This window comes from Pseudomonas parafulva, from assembly GCF_000800255.1.
Classification (GTDB): Bacteria; Pseudomonadota; Gammaproteobacteria; order Pseudomonadales; family Pseudomonadaceae; genus Aquipseudomonas; species Aquipseudomonas boreofloridensis.
This window is the reverse complement of the sequence record NZ_CP009747.1, coordinates 3300617-3314177: the sequence shown is the minus strand read 5'-3', so window position 1 is coordinate 3314177 and position 13561 is coordinate 3300617. Positions and strand designations below refer to the sequence as shown.

The window sequence follows — 13561 nt, the reverse complement described above, 5'->3', positions numbered from 1 at the left end:
GGGTCGTTAGCTCAGTTGGTAGAGCAGTTGGCTTTTAACCAATTGGTCGTAGGTTCGAATCCTACACGACCCACCATATTCACAGCGGTTCCTGAGGTAGTGGGAGCTGAATGAAGCGAGAAGAAGTTCTGCTTCAGTGTGATGAGGACAAGAAACAGCCCGCCTATATGGCGGGCTTTTTCGTTTTTGCCATTGCTTGCCTGATGGCGCCTCCAGAGGCAATGTCGGGCGTCCCTGCCCGGCGATGTGCTCGACCTGCCTCCAGCAGGGCGCGCCACCGCGCCCTACCTTGATCAGTACAACTGGTAGTGATCCATCACGTCATCCACAAAATAGATGACCAGCCGAGAGCCTTGGGCTTGGCTGGAGGGCTTGTTCATCCCGGTGACGCTACCTACGTCGCTCATCACGCCCTGCGCCTTGGAAACCTGCGCAGAAGCGTCGTACATCTTCAGGCTGTTTTCGGTGGACACATACTTGTGGGCCAGGGCCATGTACTTGTCCAGACCTTCTTCGCTCTTGCTGTACGTCCAGTTCGAACCATTGCTGCGGCTGGAGGCGTCCAGTGATTCCTCTGCGGGCGTGCCGAACAGTTGTTGCACCTGGGACTTGGTGGTCTTGCCGGGGATCAACGTCTGCTTCAGGTAGGCCACGTTGTACTTCTGCGATCCCGAGTCGAGTGGATTGACGAAGTTGCCTGAGCTGCTGCAGCCGGTGAGAGCACCGGTCATCAGGCATACAGCCAATCCGATGTGCATGAATTGTTTATGTGTGCGAGCCATAGCGTCACCTGTAAAAGGTCGCGGCTGTTCCAGTGGAAGTTGACGGCTATCGAATCGAGACACACAGGTGCCCACAACGCAACGCCGAAGTGTGAACTAGAGCAGCCTTTTCAGTGAGTGAAAGTGCCGGCAGAGGGTATGCCTGCTGCTCTTTCTCGGCTATAGCACACCTGTACTAACGGCGCGCAGAAGTGGAGTGTTTATACTGGCGACTGGTTGCTATTCATTGCCAGGTAACTGTACTAACCGCTGCTGAGTCAGCTCACCAACTTAAAAATTTCAACGCTCCAGGGTCCAACTACCGGTAACTGGAAAGTTGCTGAATTGAGCCGCCGCTGCCGCCCGAGTGGGCACGCCCAGTGTCTTGAGCAGCGTGGAGACATGAATGCGCACGGTGAACGGCGAAATACCCAGTTCCTTGGCGATCTCTTTGTTGGTCTTGCCGGCGGCGATCAGGCCAAGCACCTGTTTCTGGCGGGCGGTGAGGTTGGAAAGACTGGGGTCCAGGATCGGGTTTTCCGGGTTGTAGCGGACCACCACTTCGCCCTCGCGAATGGCCATGATGGCCTCGGCGATACCGGCAGGGTCGACATTCTTGCCGATGAAGCCATCGGCGCCTTGGCCGATGACCTGGGAAATGACGTCCAGGTCATCGACCATGGACACCACGATGATGGAGGTGCGCTTGAATTCCTGGCGCAGTTGGCCGATGACCGACAGTGACGTGAGGCCCGGAAACCGAAGATCGAGCACTAACGAATCGATTTCGCCGCCGTGGCGGGCCAGGGTCAGTACTTCATCCAGGTTGCCGGCCTGTTCGATCTGCGCGCCAGGCAGGAGCCGTTCCAACGTCCGCAGCATGCCCTCGCGAAACAGCGGGTGGTCATCCGCCACTATGATTCTGCACGACATGTTCCAGACCCATCCGACGCCCGAGTGGGCGCATAGTAACGCAAACCTTGACCCAGGGTTCAAATTCAACCGCGCCCAGACGCGCGTAGAGGTGCAGATAACATGACCGAGAAGAACAGCGAACTCGACCAGGCCACGTTGCGCCTGACGGTCAGTACCTGCGCATCGCTGTACATCTTCATCGTGGCCTGCCTGCCATCGAGCAACTTCGCCACTTACGCGCCGATCCTCTGGTACATGGCGTTCTTCATCAGCGTGGCAGTGCCTCTGCGCATGCTGATCAAACGGCGACCGGGGCACTTCTTCTGGCGGCGGATATTCGCCATGTTCCATGACTATGCCGGCATCTCCTTCGCCTTGTGTGTCGGCGGCGAGGGCGCACTGCCGGTCTACGCGGCTCTGCTCTGGGTGACGTTGGGCAACGGCATGCGCTTCGGCTCGCAGTACCTGGCCTGGGCGACCATGATCGCGCTGTCGATGCTGGTCGTGGTGTTCTGGATCAACCCCTTCTGGCACTCGCAGCCCTACATGTTCCTGATGCTGATGGTGACCACCATCGTGGTGCCGGCCTACGCGCACATTCTGCTCAAACGCACGCGCATCGCCTCCGAAGAAGCCATCGCCGCCAACCAGGAAAAGTCGCGCTTCCTGGCCCAGGCCAGTCACGACCTGCGCCAGCCGATCCACTCCATCGGCCTGTTCACCGCCTGCCTGCGCGACGCCCACCTGGGGCGCGAGGAACTGCGCCTGGTGGACAACATCGACCGCTCGCTGCACACCGTTTCGCAGCTGTTCCGCTCGATCCTGGACATCTACACTCTCGACAACGGCCAGCTCGAACCGCAATCGGAGCCGGTCAACCTCAACGCGCTGCTGCAGGATGTGATCAAGCAGAACCAGGAGGCGGCGCGCTGGGCGGGGGTGGAGCTGCGCCTGCGGCCCTGCCAGCACTGGGTGAGCGTCAATCCGGGGCTGCTGAGTACCATGGTGCAGAACCTGATCTCCAACGCCCTCAAGTACGCCGCCGGTCAGCCGGTACTGGTGGGGGTGCGCCGCCACGGCAAGGGCCTGTCCATCGTCATCTACGACAAAGGCCGTGGGATCGCCGCCGAACACTTGCCCGAGGTGTTCAAGGAGTTCTACCGGGTGCGTCATGCGCGCGACAAGGACGTGGAAGGCTTGGGCCTGGGCTTGTCCATCGTCAGGCGTATCGGCGAGTTGATCGACCTGCAGGTTCGCTTGGATTCGCGGGTTGACCATGGCACCTGCGCAACCATTCATGGCTTGCAGGCCATCGCCCCCGGTCAGGAGATCGTACGCCAGGCCCCGGTGCAGAGCCGTCTGCAAGGCCTGCGCGTGTGCCTGGTGGAAGACGACGCGAGTGTCCTGATGGCCACCTCGGCGTTGCTGGAGAAGTGGGGCTGCGAGGTGGAGGGCCATAGCGATGGCCTGAACGTGATCACCGAATGCGACATCATCATTGCCGACTATGATCTGGGTACCCAGATTTCCGGCGCCGAGTGCATTGCTGCCATTCGTGAGCGCCGCGGCTGGGACGTGCCGGCGATGATCATGACCGGGCATGAGATGGCGCGTATCCGCGCCTTGGTGGCTGACCAGGACATCTCGGTGCTGGCCAAGCCGGTGCGGCCGCCGGAGCTGCGGGCAGTGTTACTGGAGCAGGTGAAGGCCATGGAAGATGCCCGCCTGGCGGTCTGAGTCTCGACAAGGAGGTTTGAGTTGAATAGCACTGGTGCAGGTTTGCGCGGGATGAACATGGCCGAGGTGAAAAGCGAGGTCGATCAAGCCACGTTGAGGCTGATCGTCAGCAGTATCGCGCTCGTCTACATGCTGGCACTGGCGGTGTTCAACGCGGACCGCGCGATGACCTACCTGCCGATCATTGCCTACATCAGCACCTTCATTGTCGTCTCGGTGTTCCTGCGCCTGGCGATCAAGCGCTGGCCTGGGCATTTCTTCTGGCGCCGGCTACTGTCCATGTTCCACGACTACGCCGGCATCGCCTTCGCCCTGGCATTGGGCGGAGAGGCGGCGTTGCCGATCTACGTCGCGCTGTTGTGGGTCACCCTAGGCAACGGGATGCGCTTTGGTTCGCGCTATCTGGCCTGGGCCACCGGGATCGCGCTGGCCACGTTGGTCCTGGTGTTCTGGTTCGACCCTTACTGGCATTCGCAGCCTTATATGTTCCTGACGTTGATGGTGACCACCATCGTGGTGCCAGCCTACGCCGATGTCCTGCTCAAGCGCACGCGCCAGGCGTCCCAGGAGGCCATGGTTGCCAACCAGGAAAAATCCCGCTTCCTGGCCCAGGCCAGCCACGACCTGCGTCAGCCGATCCACTCCATCGGGTTGTTCACCGCTTGCCTGCGCGACGCCAACCTGCCACGCGAAGAGTTGCGGCTGGTGGATAACATCGACCGCTCACTGCATACGGTTTCGCAGTTGTTTCGCTCGATCCTGGACATCTATACCTTGGACAACGGCCAACTCGAGCCTCAGTCAGAGCCTGTGAACCTCGACGCGCTGTTGCAGGATGTGGTCAAGCAGAACCAGGAGGCGGCGCGCTGGGCGGGGGTCGAGTTGCGCCTGCGGCCTTGCCGGTACTGGGTCGAGGTCAATCCGGGACTGCTGACGACCCTGGTGCAGAACCTGGTGTCAAACGCGCTGAAGTATGCCGCCGGTCAGCCGGTGCTCATCGGTGTTCGGCGGCGCGGCAGTGAACTGGTCATCGTCATCTATGACAAAGGCCGAGGTATCGCCGCCGAGCATCTGCCAGAGGTGTTCAAGGAGTTCTACCGGGTGCGCCACGAGCGTGACAAAGACGTCGAGGGATTGGGCCTCGGGCTGTCCATCGTCCAGCGCATCGGTCGCTTGATCGGCCTGCAAGTCCACTTGCACTCGCGTGTCGAGCGCGGTACCTGTGCCAGCGTCCGAGGTTTGAAAGCCATTGCGCCGCGTATCGATGTCGCCCGTCCGGCGCCGGTGCAGAGCCGCCTTCAAGGCCTACGCGTGTGCCTGGTGGAGGACGACGCCAGTGTCTTGATGGCGACTTCGGCCTTGCTCGAGAAATGGGGCTGCGAGGTGGAAGGCCACAGCGACGGCCTGAACGTGATCACCGAGTGCGACATCATCATCGCCGACTATGACCTGGGCACGAAGATTTCCGGCGCCGAGTGCATCGCCGCCATCCGTGAGCGACGGGGCTGGGAGGTGCCGGCGATGATCATGACTGGCCATGAGATGGCACGCATCCGCGCCCTGGTGCAGGACCAGAACATCTCGGTGCTGGCCAAGCCGGTGCGGCCACCGGAGTTGCGCGCGGTGCTGCTCGAGCAGGTGAAGGTGATGGCTGCCGAGCGCTGCGCCGTGTAGGCGCTGGGACTTCTACAGTGGCTGTCCGGCGTAAAGACCGGCGAAGCGGGCTGCGGCCACGGCGCGATTGGGCACGTTCAGCGCGCGTATCAACGACGATACGTGCACGCGCACGGTGTAGGGGGAGATGTCCAGGGCGGCGGCAATTTCCTTGTTGGTCTTGCCCTGGGCGACCAGATGCCAGACTTCACGTTGCCGGGCGGTCAGCCGGCACACCGGGTCATCGCTGTCGAAGGCGGCCGCTTCAATCGCCTGGCAACTGACCACCACCTTGCCTTTGCGGATTTCCCCGAGTGTCTTGCGCACTTGTTCGGCGCAGCAACTTTTGCCGATGAATCCATTCACCCCCGTTTGCACAACCAGTTCGACCAGTTCGGGATCTTCCAGGGCCGACATCACAATAATGATCAGCGAACTTTCCGTGTTCTCGCGCAACTTCGCGAGTTCGGCGATGGACGCCAGGCCGGGCAGGCGCAGTTCGATCATCAACATGTCGGCCGAAGGCAGATTGCCGAGCAGTAACCGAACCTGTTCGAAGTTTCCGGCCTGGCTGATGTGTGCATCCGGTAGCAAGCATTTCAGTAGCCCAATCATCCCCTCGCGGTATAGCGGATGTTCATCTGCCACAATTATTTGGCAAGTCATTTGAGGACGTGGAATCCGTTCAGCACAAATATGAAGAGGCATGATCATGTCGAACTCATACCGCATTAGAAATAGCGCACGTGGGCTAGTACAGGTGTGCTAGGCGAAGGTTTCCAGCAGGCTCTTCATGGGGTTGCTGGTTGCGGCCGTGCAGTGATTGCCAGCGGTTTGCTCTCGACGATCAACAGTCCGGCGCCGAAGGCGTAAGCGCACAGGTGTACCCAGATGTCTCGATCTTCCCGATGGATGACGAACACGTGCGCTGGGTCGTTCCAGACATCGCCCAGGCCGCTGTTGTACTTCTCGGCGAAATGGCGCGGCCAGTTTTGCAGTGCGTCAGTGGTTTCTCGCGTCAGGGTGCCGTCGAAAATCTTCTGGCCGCCCAATGCCTTCACCACGGCTTCGACATTGCGTGCCAGTTCGAGGTCGGAGAAGGTCTTGCCTTCGCTATTGGTGATGTTTGCCGACCAGACGCGCCCCTCCACCGGTTCCAGCCGATCGCCGGTCCAGAACGGAATCTGATCGAACTCGGACACCTCCGGTGTGCTGCCGGTGGTGTAGCCGTCAGGCAGGGCGATGTAGGGGAAAGCGCCCAGGGACACGGTCGAGACCGGCAACTGCGAGACATCGAACGCCTGGGTTTTGGCGGTTGCCTGGGCGTCAGTGCTGGCGTGGGCTGGATCACCGGCGATCAGGCCCAGGCCGATGACCAGCGCCAGGGCGGTCGAGCATGCTGTTTTCATGAAGATTCTCTTGAAGGCGCGCGGACCTGCTGCTGTCGCCCAGCAGCAGGTCCGCGCGGGTGAACGGTGGCCGGTGCAGGCCACCGCAGTACGTTTAGAAGCGAACCGTGATGCCCGCATTCACCGAGTGGAAGCGGGTGTCCGAACCGAACTGGCCCTGGTACGACAGGTCCAGGTCGGTCTGGCGGGTCAGACGCATCTTCGCGCCCACTTCGGTCAGTGCCACGTTGCGTGTCTGGGCGATGCCCTGCACTTCGAAGTCAGGACCGCCCGCGAAGGACTGCTCGTTGCGTGGGTCCAGGTCGCCATAGGCGCGGCGCCAGCCGAGCGAGCCATACACCTGGGTGTCGCGGTTGGCCACGCGGGTATGGGTGGAGGCGCGCATGCCCACGGTCGAGAACCAGGTGTCCTGTTTCTCGCTGGACACGTCCAGCGCCGCGGCACCGCCTTTTTCGCGGAAGCTGTCGGCGTCGTACTTCACGTAGGACACGCCTACGAACGGTTCCAAGGCCACTGCGCCCAGGCCGATGCGGTAAGCCGCCTCGCCACTGGCTTGCAGGGTATTGGCGTCGCGCTTGCCCTTGAGGTGGTCGTTGAACCCGGCGAAGCCCACGTTGCGCTCGCTGTCGAGCTTGTGCCAGGTGTAGCCGACATCCGCACTCAGACGCAGGGCATCGAGCTGGGCACCGGTGTACAGACCCAGGTGGTAGTTGTCGCTGTTGCCCTTGGCGTCGCGGTCGTCAGCATCGAACTTCGAGCGGCTGTAGCCCCCGTAGACGCCCGCGCGCCAGTCCTGGGTGATGCTGCCGTCGGCACCGATCAGCACACCGCCGGTGCGCTGGCGCAGGCCGCTGGAGCCGTTGTTGCCGTCCAGGCGCGACCAGTTGCCGAAGGTCTGGGCCCAGGCGCCGCCCTGGTAGTCGGGTGCGGCGGGCATGAAGCTCGAGGCGCCGAGCGGCATGCGCACGGTGTTGCTGTCGAGCAGCGTGCGCAGGCGCGAGCCCAGTACGCCGGACACCACCTGGCTGTTGGCGATCAGCGCGGTACCGGTGCTGCTGTGGTAGTCGCCGGAGAGCTGATCGATGGCGTTGCGCGCGCTGGCGGCATCGAGCACCAGCAAGTTGTTGTACAGGCGCAGCGGATCACCGCTCTGCTGCAGCACGCTCAGGGCTCCGGCGGTGTTCCACTGGTTCTCGGTGAGCGCCACGGTCTGGAAGATGCCTGGCGTGCCGCCGGTTGCCGGTGGCTCGACCGGAGGCTGCACAGGCGGTTGGACGGGTGGCTCGACCGGGGGCTGAACCGGCGGCTCTACGGGTGGCTCGACCGGGGGCTGAACCGGCGGCTCTACGGGTGGCTCGACCGGAGGCTGAACCGGTGGCTCTACGGGTGGCTCGACCGGAGGCTGAACCGGTGGCTCTACGGGCGGCTCGACCGGCGGCTGCACAGGTGGCTCGACGGGCGGCTCTACCGGCGGCGTGGTGGTCTTCTGCGCGATGGTCAGGTTCAGGGCGTTGGCCGTGCGCTGCAGGCTGACGTCGAGGAAGGCCGAGTTGCTGAAGGCTTGCGCGTAAGCCGTGCCGGCCGCCGCACCGTCGACCACGCCGCCTTGGGCGGTGAGCAAGGTGTAGGTCTGGCCGTTCTGGTAGCTCTGCGCTTCGTTGAGCGTGGTGACGTCCACGCGGGTGCCACGCAGGGTGGCGGTGCCGCTGACGTTGACCTGGTCAGAGCCGCCATCGCCGGCGATGTCCGCCGCGTAACGCGAGCCCGCCGCCATGTCCAGGTCGCCTTTGATCGACAGGTTGCCCAGTGCGCCTTCACCTGGCGACAGGGTACCGCCGGAAGCCACTTGGGTGCTGCCGACCTGGCCGCGACCGGCCAGTACACCGCCGTCCAGCACCTGGGCGCGGTTGCTGTAGTTGCCGGAGGCGTCGGTGTGGCCGACGGTGCCGTTGACCACCAAGGTGCCGTTGCCCACGCTCAGCAGCGAGGTGCCGCGCGGGTTGGTCTGGTCGACGTCGCCGGCCAGCACCAAGCGACCGCCACGTACCACGGTGCTGCCGGACAGCCCGGTGAGGTCGCCGCTCAGGGTGGTGTTGCCGCTGAACGAGTAGACCCGGCCCGCGCCGCTGATGCTGTTGCTCAGTTGCAGGTCGCTGTCGGTATGGTTGAAGGCCAGCGCGCCGCTGCCGGCACCGAAGCGGATCGCCGTCTGCGGGTCGAGGCGACCGGCGGCCTGGGCGGCGCTGGCGGTGATCGAGTCGATGTCGGTGCGGTCGTCGTCGCGCACCACGGCGCCACCGATGCTCAAGGCGCCACGGGCCGCAGAGTTGATGCTGGTCAGCACGCTGATGTCGATGCCGTCGGTGCTGCTCAGCTCGGCGCCATTGGCCAGCATCATGTTGGTGCTGCGGGTGGTGGTGCCCAGGGTCAGCGCACGGGTGGCCAGGCGCGTGCCTTCGCCGGAAACGCTGACCACGGTGTTGCGGCCGATGCTGGCTGCGCCCAGTTCCATGGAGTCGCTGGTCAATACGGCGCCGTCGCTCAGGCTGAGGTCGTTGCGGTTCTTGAAGGTGCCGGTATTGTCCCAACGCGTGCCGGCGCCGGTCAGGGTGCTGATCGAGTCGATGGCGACGCGTTCGCTGGCGAGCTGGCCGCCGTTCTGCAGGTTGATGCGCGAGTCGTAGATGAAGACGCCGCCGGAGGTCACGTTGACCGCATCCACCTTGGCGTTCTGGCCGCTGACCAACAGGTTCGCCCGGGACAAACCGTTGCCGGCGTTACCGTTGTCGCTGAGCTGGAGATCGCGCACCGACACCTGGCCGCCGTCGAGCACGTTCAGCGTCCCCTGGCCCGCACCGCCTATGACGATGGCGTTATCCAGCACCGCGTTGGTGCGTGGCACGACCCAGCGGGTGCCGGCGCCTTCGACCACGACGGTGGCCATGGCCGTGTTGGCTTCGCTGTTGGTCGATGAGCCGCCGATTCGTCCGCCTTTGCTGACGACCTGGGCACCGTTGTTGATGGTCAGGCCGGCTGGGGTGCCGTTACTGGGGCGAAGCGAAATCGCGCCATCGATGCCGCGATCGCTACTCCAGGTTTCCTGCCCACTGTTGATGTTGTAGTCCGCCGCCTGGGCATTCGGGAGCACGCTGAGCGTGATCGCGAACGCGAGCGGGGAGAGTTTGAATAGGGGGTTCATAGCGACTCCAGATACTCCATTAGAGGCCACGCTAGTGGCTGCCGGCCATCAAGGCCTTGGCGTTCCATAGGTGCGACGTGTTAACAGGGGGAGTATCCGGAGCGCTCGGCGCGCTGAAAATAGTACGCATGTGCTAGCGTCTTGCAGAACGTGACGCCGCGCACATCAAGGGCTGTAGCCCGATGTCGGGGTGCAGGTCGCGATCTGCCGCGCACACTGCGACAATTCGGTCATGACGCCCTGTCACGCTGGCGCAGTGGGTCGAAGGTAAAGGGGAAGGCGATGGCAGGCAGGTTGATCTACCTCATCGGGCCGTCCGGTTCAGGCAAGGACAGCCTGCTGGACGCGGCTCGCGAACAGTTGACGGCCAAGGGCGCGTGCATCGCCCGGCGCGTCATCACTCGCTCGGCCGAGGCCACCGGCGAGGCCGCCATGGCGGTCAGCGCGGCGCAGTTCGAGCAGATGCGCGAGGAGGGCGCTTTTGCCTTGCATTGGCAGGCCAACGGGTTGCAGTACGGGATTCCACGGATCATCGACCAATGGCTCGAGCAAGGGCACGACGTGCTGGTGAACGGCTCACGCGGGCACCTGGCCCAGGCCCGGCTGCGTTATCCACAGTTGCAGCTGGTGTTGCTCAGTGTGGCGCAGGACGTGTTGCGTCAGCGGCTGCTGGCGCGCGGTCGGGAAACCCCGGAGGAAGTGGAGGCGCGCCTGGCGCGCAACGCCCGTTTCGCCAGCGAAGCGCGCGAGGCCGACCCCCGTTTGTTGCTGCTGGATAACTCAGGGCCGCTGGCTGAGACGGTGGCGCGGCTGCTCGCCCATCTGCAGCGATAGTCGGGCAAGGTTTCGGGGGAGCGCTTGAAGCGGCTCCCCCGATCGACTCAGTGCAGCTTCAAGCGCGGCTCGGTGCCGCGGCCGATCTTGCTGCCCAGCATCAGCATGGCTGTGCGGAACACACCGTACAGCGCCATCTGGTGCATGCGGTAGAGCGACACGTAGAACATCCGCGCCAGCCAACCTTCGAGCATCACGCTGCCGGTGAGGTTGCCCATCAGGTTGCCCACCGCCGAGAACCGCGACAGCGAGACCAGCGAGCCGTAGTCCTTGTAGGTGTAGGTGGCCAACGGCTTGTTCTCCAGCCGAGCCTTCAGGCTCTTGGCCAGCAGCGACGCCTGCTGGTGCGCCGCCTGGGCGCGCGGCGGCACGTTGCGGTCGCTGCCCGGCTGCGGGCAGGCGGCGCAGTCGCCGAAGGCGAAGATGTCGTCGTCGCGGGTGGTCTGCAGGGTCGGACGCACCACCAACTGGTTGATGCGGTTGGTCTCCAGGCCATCGATGTCCTTGAGGAAGCCCGGCGCGCGAATGCCCGCCGCCCACACCTTCAGGCTCGCCTGGATCACCTCGCCGCTGGCGGTCTTCAGGCCGTCCTCGGTCACCTCGCTGACGGCCGCGTTGGTCATCACCGTCACCCCGAGTTTTTCCAGGGTCTTGTGCACCGGCTGGCTGATGCGCTCGGGCAGCGCCGGCAGTACGCGCGGGCCGGCCTCGATCAGGGTGATGTGCATATCTTCCGGACGGATACGGTCCAGGCCATAGGCCGCCAGCTCGTGGGCCGCGTTGTGCAGCTCGGCCGCCAGTTCCACGCCGGTGGCACCGGCGCCGACGATGGCCACGCTGATCTTCTCGCTGGCGGTGTCGCCGGCGTGGGCGCGCAGATAATGGTTGAGCAGTTGCTGGTGGAAGCGCTCGGCCTGCTTGCGGCTGTCGAGGAACAGGCAGTGCTGCGCCGCGCCCAGGGTGCCGAAGTCGTTGGTGTTGCTGCCTACGGCGATCACCAGGGTGTCATAGCCCAGGGTGCGCGCCGGCAGCAACTCGCGGCCTTCTTCGTCGAGGGTGGCGGCCAGCTGGATGCGCTTGCCTTCACGGTCCAGGCCGCTCATGCGCCCGAGCTGGAAGTTGAAGTGATTCCACTTGGCCTGGGCCACGTAGTTGAGCTCGTCTTCAGAGGAATTGAGCGAACCGGCGGCCACTTCGTGCAGCAACGGTTTCCAGATGTGCGTCAGGTTGGCGTCGACCAGGGTGATCTCGGCGCGCTTGCCCTTGCCCAGGCTCTTGCCCAGGCGGGTTGCCAGTTCCACGCCGCCGGCGCCGCCGCCGACAATCACGATGCGATGAGTCATGGGGATATCTCACAAGTTTTACGGAATTCGGGGACACGAGGTCCGGCCGCTTCGACACAGGGGAGGGCGAGCGCAAGGCAGCTCATAGCACCGGTCCACGTGGCGGGCAGCTCGACGGGCGGCGTCCGGGGCAGGACGGCGCGTCGTGGAGTAGACGTCTTGGAGTGCAGGCGCGGTACAACGTTTCCTACAGCCTTGGAAAGAAGTTGAAACGAATGATAATACCTTTCATCTGCGCCGCCGAGTGTACGTCATTGCCACGTCACACGGGACCCGATCAAAGGCTGATGCCGACGTCGAACACGATGCTGCGGCCCAGGTTGGCGCGCAGGAAATCCGGCGCGTCCGGATGAGCGAACAGTACCCGGGCGAAGGTCGGTCCCACCAGCGACAACGAGCGCCAGCCCTGGCGCAGGTACTCGGTGGGCGGCGGGAAGTGGCTGTTGAGGTCGAGCACTTCGCGCTTGAGGCTGGCGAAGGCGATGATGTCCAGCTCGCCCAGGTCCAGCCCGCGCTCGCGGTAATTGCGCGCTTTCTTGCCCAGCGTCGGCCCCAGGCGGCCGATCAGCTCCTGAGCGCTGATGCGCCGTGGGCGCGCCTCGCGACGCACCAGTTGCGCCAGCGAAAACGCGCTGCGCCGACGCTGCAGTTCCTCGCGCCATTCGTCGTTGAGCCGGCGGCCCTGGTCGAGCACGAAGAACACTTCGAAGGCCGCATCGCGAAACAGCACGTCCGGTGGCTCCTGGCCGGCCGGGGTGAAGTCTTCGCTGCGGTAGGGGATGTTCAGCCCTTGCAGCAGGCGCTGGCAGACCCAACGCTCACGCTCCCATTTGCGGGCATTGGACAGGAAGGCATTGGCTTGTTCGGCCTGGATGGTAAGCAGGCGCAGGTAATCTGAGTCATCCATGGCAACAAGCTTAGTCTGCAATTGTGAAGGATAAGGTCTTGTCTTCACGCAAGATTCGCGAACCGGCGTCGGGTGTAGACTCGGCAGCATCCGCCACCGATGCGAGGTCGTCATGATCAGCGCCCAGGTCCTGTCCAGCACCAGCCTGACCCTCGGTTGGCTGGCCTACGCACCGCTGCTGCTGTGGGCCGCCAGCCGCACCCGCTGGGTCGAGCTGTTCAGCGACCCGCGCCGCCAGCACCTGCTGTTCGGCACGGTGCTCGCGCTGTTTGCGCTGTGGATGGTGCGGCGCGATTTCGACTCGGGCGTGTCCTACCATTTCCTCGGCATGACCGCCGTGACGCTGCTGCTGGATTGGCCGCTGGCCGTGCTCGGCGGCTGCCTGGCGCAGCTCGGCCTGCTCGCCCTGGGGCGCCAGGACCTCGCCGCCCTGGGCATCAACGGCCTGCTGATCGTGGCCTTGCCCGTGCTGGTCACCGAAGCCTGCGCCACGCGGGTCGAACGGGCCCAGCCACGCAACCTGTTCGTCTACATTTTCTGCTCCGGCTTCTTCGCCGCCGCCCTGGCAACCCTGGTGTGCCTGCTGGCAGGCATGGCGCTGCTGTGGCTGGATGGCCTGTTCGCCATGCCCGAATGGCTCGGCGACTTCATCGGCTACCTGTGGCTGATGATGTTCCCCGAGGCCTTCATCAACGGTACCGTCATCAGCGCGTTGGTGGTGTTCTGTCCCGAGTGGCTGGAAACCTTCAACCGCACCCGCTACTTGCAGGCGCCGTGGAAGGAAGACTGACGGCGTTGAGCTC

General features: G+C 63.9%; 11 protein-coding genes and 1 tRNA gene. 5 read left to right on the top strand and 7 right to left on the bottom strand.

All coding sequences use genetic code 11. The annotated features are described in order from the left end of the window. Nucleotides 1-76: transfer RNA gene (locus NJ69_RS14370), tRNA-Lys, on the top strand. Between the two features lie 217 nt (nucleotides 77-293). Here the strand turns inward: NJ69_RS14370 and NJ69_RS14365 are convergent. Together NJ69_RS14365 and NJ69_RS14360 are read right to left on the bottom strand one after the other, a co-directional pair. After that, entirely contained in the window at nucleotides 294-782 is a 489-nt protein-coding gene (locus NJ69_RS14365) for a hypothetical protein (RefSeq protein WP_039580148.1), read from the bottom strand. 279 nt (nucleotides 783-1061) lie between these two features. Further along, nucleotides 1062-1694 (bottom strand): response regulator, encoded by a 633-nt coding sequence (locus NJ69_RS14360; protein WP_029614242.1) that lies wholly within the window; start codon nucleotides 1692-1694, stop codon nucleotides 1062-1064. A gap of 102 nt (nucleotides 1695-1796) precedes the next feature. Here NJ69_RS14360 and NJ69_RS14355 point away from each other — a divergent pair, with 102 nt between their 5' ends. Together NJ69_RS14355 and NJ69_RS14350 are read left to right on the top strand one after the other, a co-directional pair. Next, nucleotides 1797-3413, top strand: a complete 1617-nt coding sequence (locus NJ69_RS14355) for an ATP-binding response regulator (protein WP_039580145.1) — start codon at nucleotides 1797-1799, stop codon at nucleotides 3411-3413. A 57-nt stretch (nucleotides 3414-3470) separates the two neighbouring features. After that, nucleotides 3471-5087 (top strand): ATP-binding response regulator, encoded by a 1617-nt coding sequence (locus tag NJ69_RS14350; protein ID WP_039583264.1) that lies wholly within the window; start codon nucleotides 3471-3473, stop codon nucleotides 5085-5087. Nucleotides 5088-5099: 12 nt separating this feature from the next. Here the strand turns inward: NJ69_RS14350 and NJ69_RS14345 are convergent, their stop codons facing one another. The 3 genes from NJ69_RS14345 to NJ69_RS14335 form a co-directional block, all read right to left on the bottom strand. Further along, nucleotides 5100-5780: a response regulator transcription factor gene (locus NJ69_RS14345; protein WP_346009460.1), complete on the bottom strand. Its 681-nt coding sequence runs from the start codon at nucleotides 5778-5780 to the stop codon at nucleotides 5100-5102. A gap of 77 nt (nucleotides 5781-5857) precedes the next feature. Next, nucleotides 5858-6475 (bottom strand): hypothetical protein, encoded by a 618-nt coding sequence (locus NJ69_RS14340; protein WP_052192119.1) that lies wholly within the window; start codon nucleotides 6473-6475, stop codon nucleotides 5858-5860. 94 nt (nucleotides 6476-6569) lie between these two features. Further along, complete coding sequence (locus NJ69_RS14335; protein WP_039580142.1) at nucleotides 6570-9674, bottom strand: autotransporter outer membrane beta-barrel domain-containing protein; 3105 nt, start codon at nucleotides 9672-9674, stop codon at nucleotides 6570-6572. A gap of 282 nt (nucleotides 9675-9956) precedes the next feature. On the opposite strand from NJ69_RS14335, the gene phnN reads away from it, so the two are divergent. Beyond that, nucleotides 9957-10508, top strand: coding sequence for a phosphonate metabolism protein/1,5-bisphosphokinase (PRPP-forming) PhnN (gene phnN / locus NJ69_RS14330; RefSeq protein WP_039580138.1), 552 nt, complete (start codon nucleotides 9957-9959; stop codon nucleotides 10506-10508). A 47-nt stretch (nucleotides 10509-10555) separates the two neighbouring features. On the opposite strand, the gene NJ69_RS14325 is transcribed toward phnN, so the two are convergent. Together NJ69_RS14325 and NJ69_RS14320 are read right to left on the bottom strand one after the other, a co-directional pair. After that, nucleotides 10556-11851, bottom strand: a complete 1296-nt coding sequence (locus NJ69_RS14325; RefSeq protein ID WP_039580135.1) for an NAD(P)/FAD-dependent oxidoreductase — start codon at nucleotides 11849-11851, stop codon at nucleotides 10556-10558. A gap of 277 nt (nucleotides 11852-12128) precedes the next feature. After that, on the bottom strand, nucleotides 12129-12758 hold the full coding sequence (locus tag NJ69_RS14320; protein WP_039580132.1) for a DUF1780 domain-containing protein: 630 nt from the start codon (nucleotides 12756-12758) through the stop codon (nucleotides 12129-12131). 112 nt (nucleotides 12759-12870) lie between these two features. Here NJ69_RS14320 and NJ69_RS14315 point away from each other — a divergent pair, with 112 nt between their 5' ends. Further along, nucleotides 12871-13548 carry an energy-coupling factor ABC transporter permease gene (locus tag NJ69_RS14315; protein WP_039580129.1) on the top strand — a complete coding sequence of 226 codons (678 nt, stop codon included), beginning with the start codon at nucleotides 12871-12873 and terminating at the stop codon, nucleotides 13546-13548. The last annotated feature ends 13 nt before the right edge of the window (nucleotides 13549-13561 follow it).

Bases quoted from the DNA above. Each gene is read 5' to 3' on its own strand.
- NJ69_RS14365 (WP_039580148.1), bottom strand. From the start codon at position 782: ATGGCTCGCACACATAAACAATTCATGCACATCGGATTGGCTGTATGC.
- NJ69_RS14360 (WP_029614242.1), bottom strand. From the start codon at position 1,694: ATGTCGTGCAGAATCATAGTGGCGGATGACCACCCGCTGTTTCGCGAG.
- NJ69_RS14355 (WP_039580145.1), top strand. From the start codon at position 1,797: ATGACCGAGAAGAACAGCGAACTCGACCAGGCCACGTTGCGCCTGACG.
- NJ69_RS14350 (WP_039583264.1), top strand. From the start codon at position 3,471: ATGGCCGAGGTGAAAAGCGAGGTCGATCAAGCCACGTTGAGGCTGATC.
- NJ69_RS14345 (WP_346009460.1), bottom strand. From the start codon at position 5,780: ATGATCATGCCTCTTCATATTTGTGCTGAACGGATTCCACGTCCTCAA.
- NJ69_RS14340 (WP_052192119.1), bottom strand. From the start codon at position 6,475: ATGAAAACAGCATGCTCGACCGCCCTGGCGCTGGTCATCGGCCTGGGC.
- NJ69_RS14335 (WP_039580142.1), bottom strand. From the start codon at position 9,674: ATGAACCCCCTATTCAAACTCTCCCCGCTCGCGTTCGCGATCACGCTC.
- phnN (WP_039580138.1), top strand. From the start codon at position 9,957: ATGGCAGGCAGGTTGATCTACCTCATCGGGCCGTCCGGTTCAGGCAAG.
- NJ69_RS14325 (WP_039580135.1), bottom strand. From the start codon at position 11,851: ATGACTCATCGCATCGTGATTGTCGGCGGCGGCGCCGGCGGCGTGGAA.
- NJ69_RS14320 (WP_039580132.1), bottom strand. From the start codon at position 12,758: ATGGATGACTCAGATTACCTGCGCCTGCTTACCATCCAGGCCGAACAA.
- NJ69_RS14315 (WP_039580129.1), top strand. From the start codon at position 12,871: ATGATCAGCGCCCAGGTCCTGTCCAGCACCAGCCTGACCCTCGGTTGG.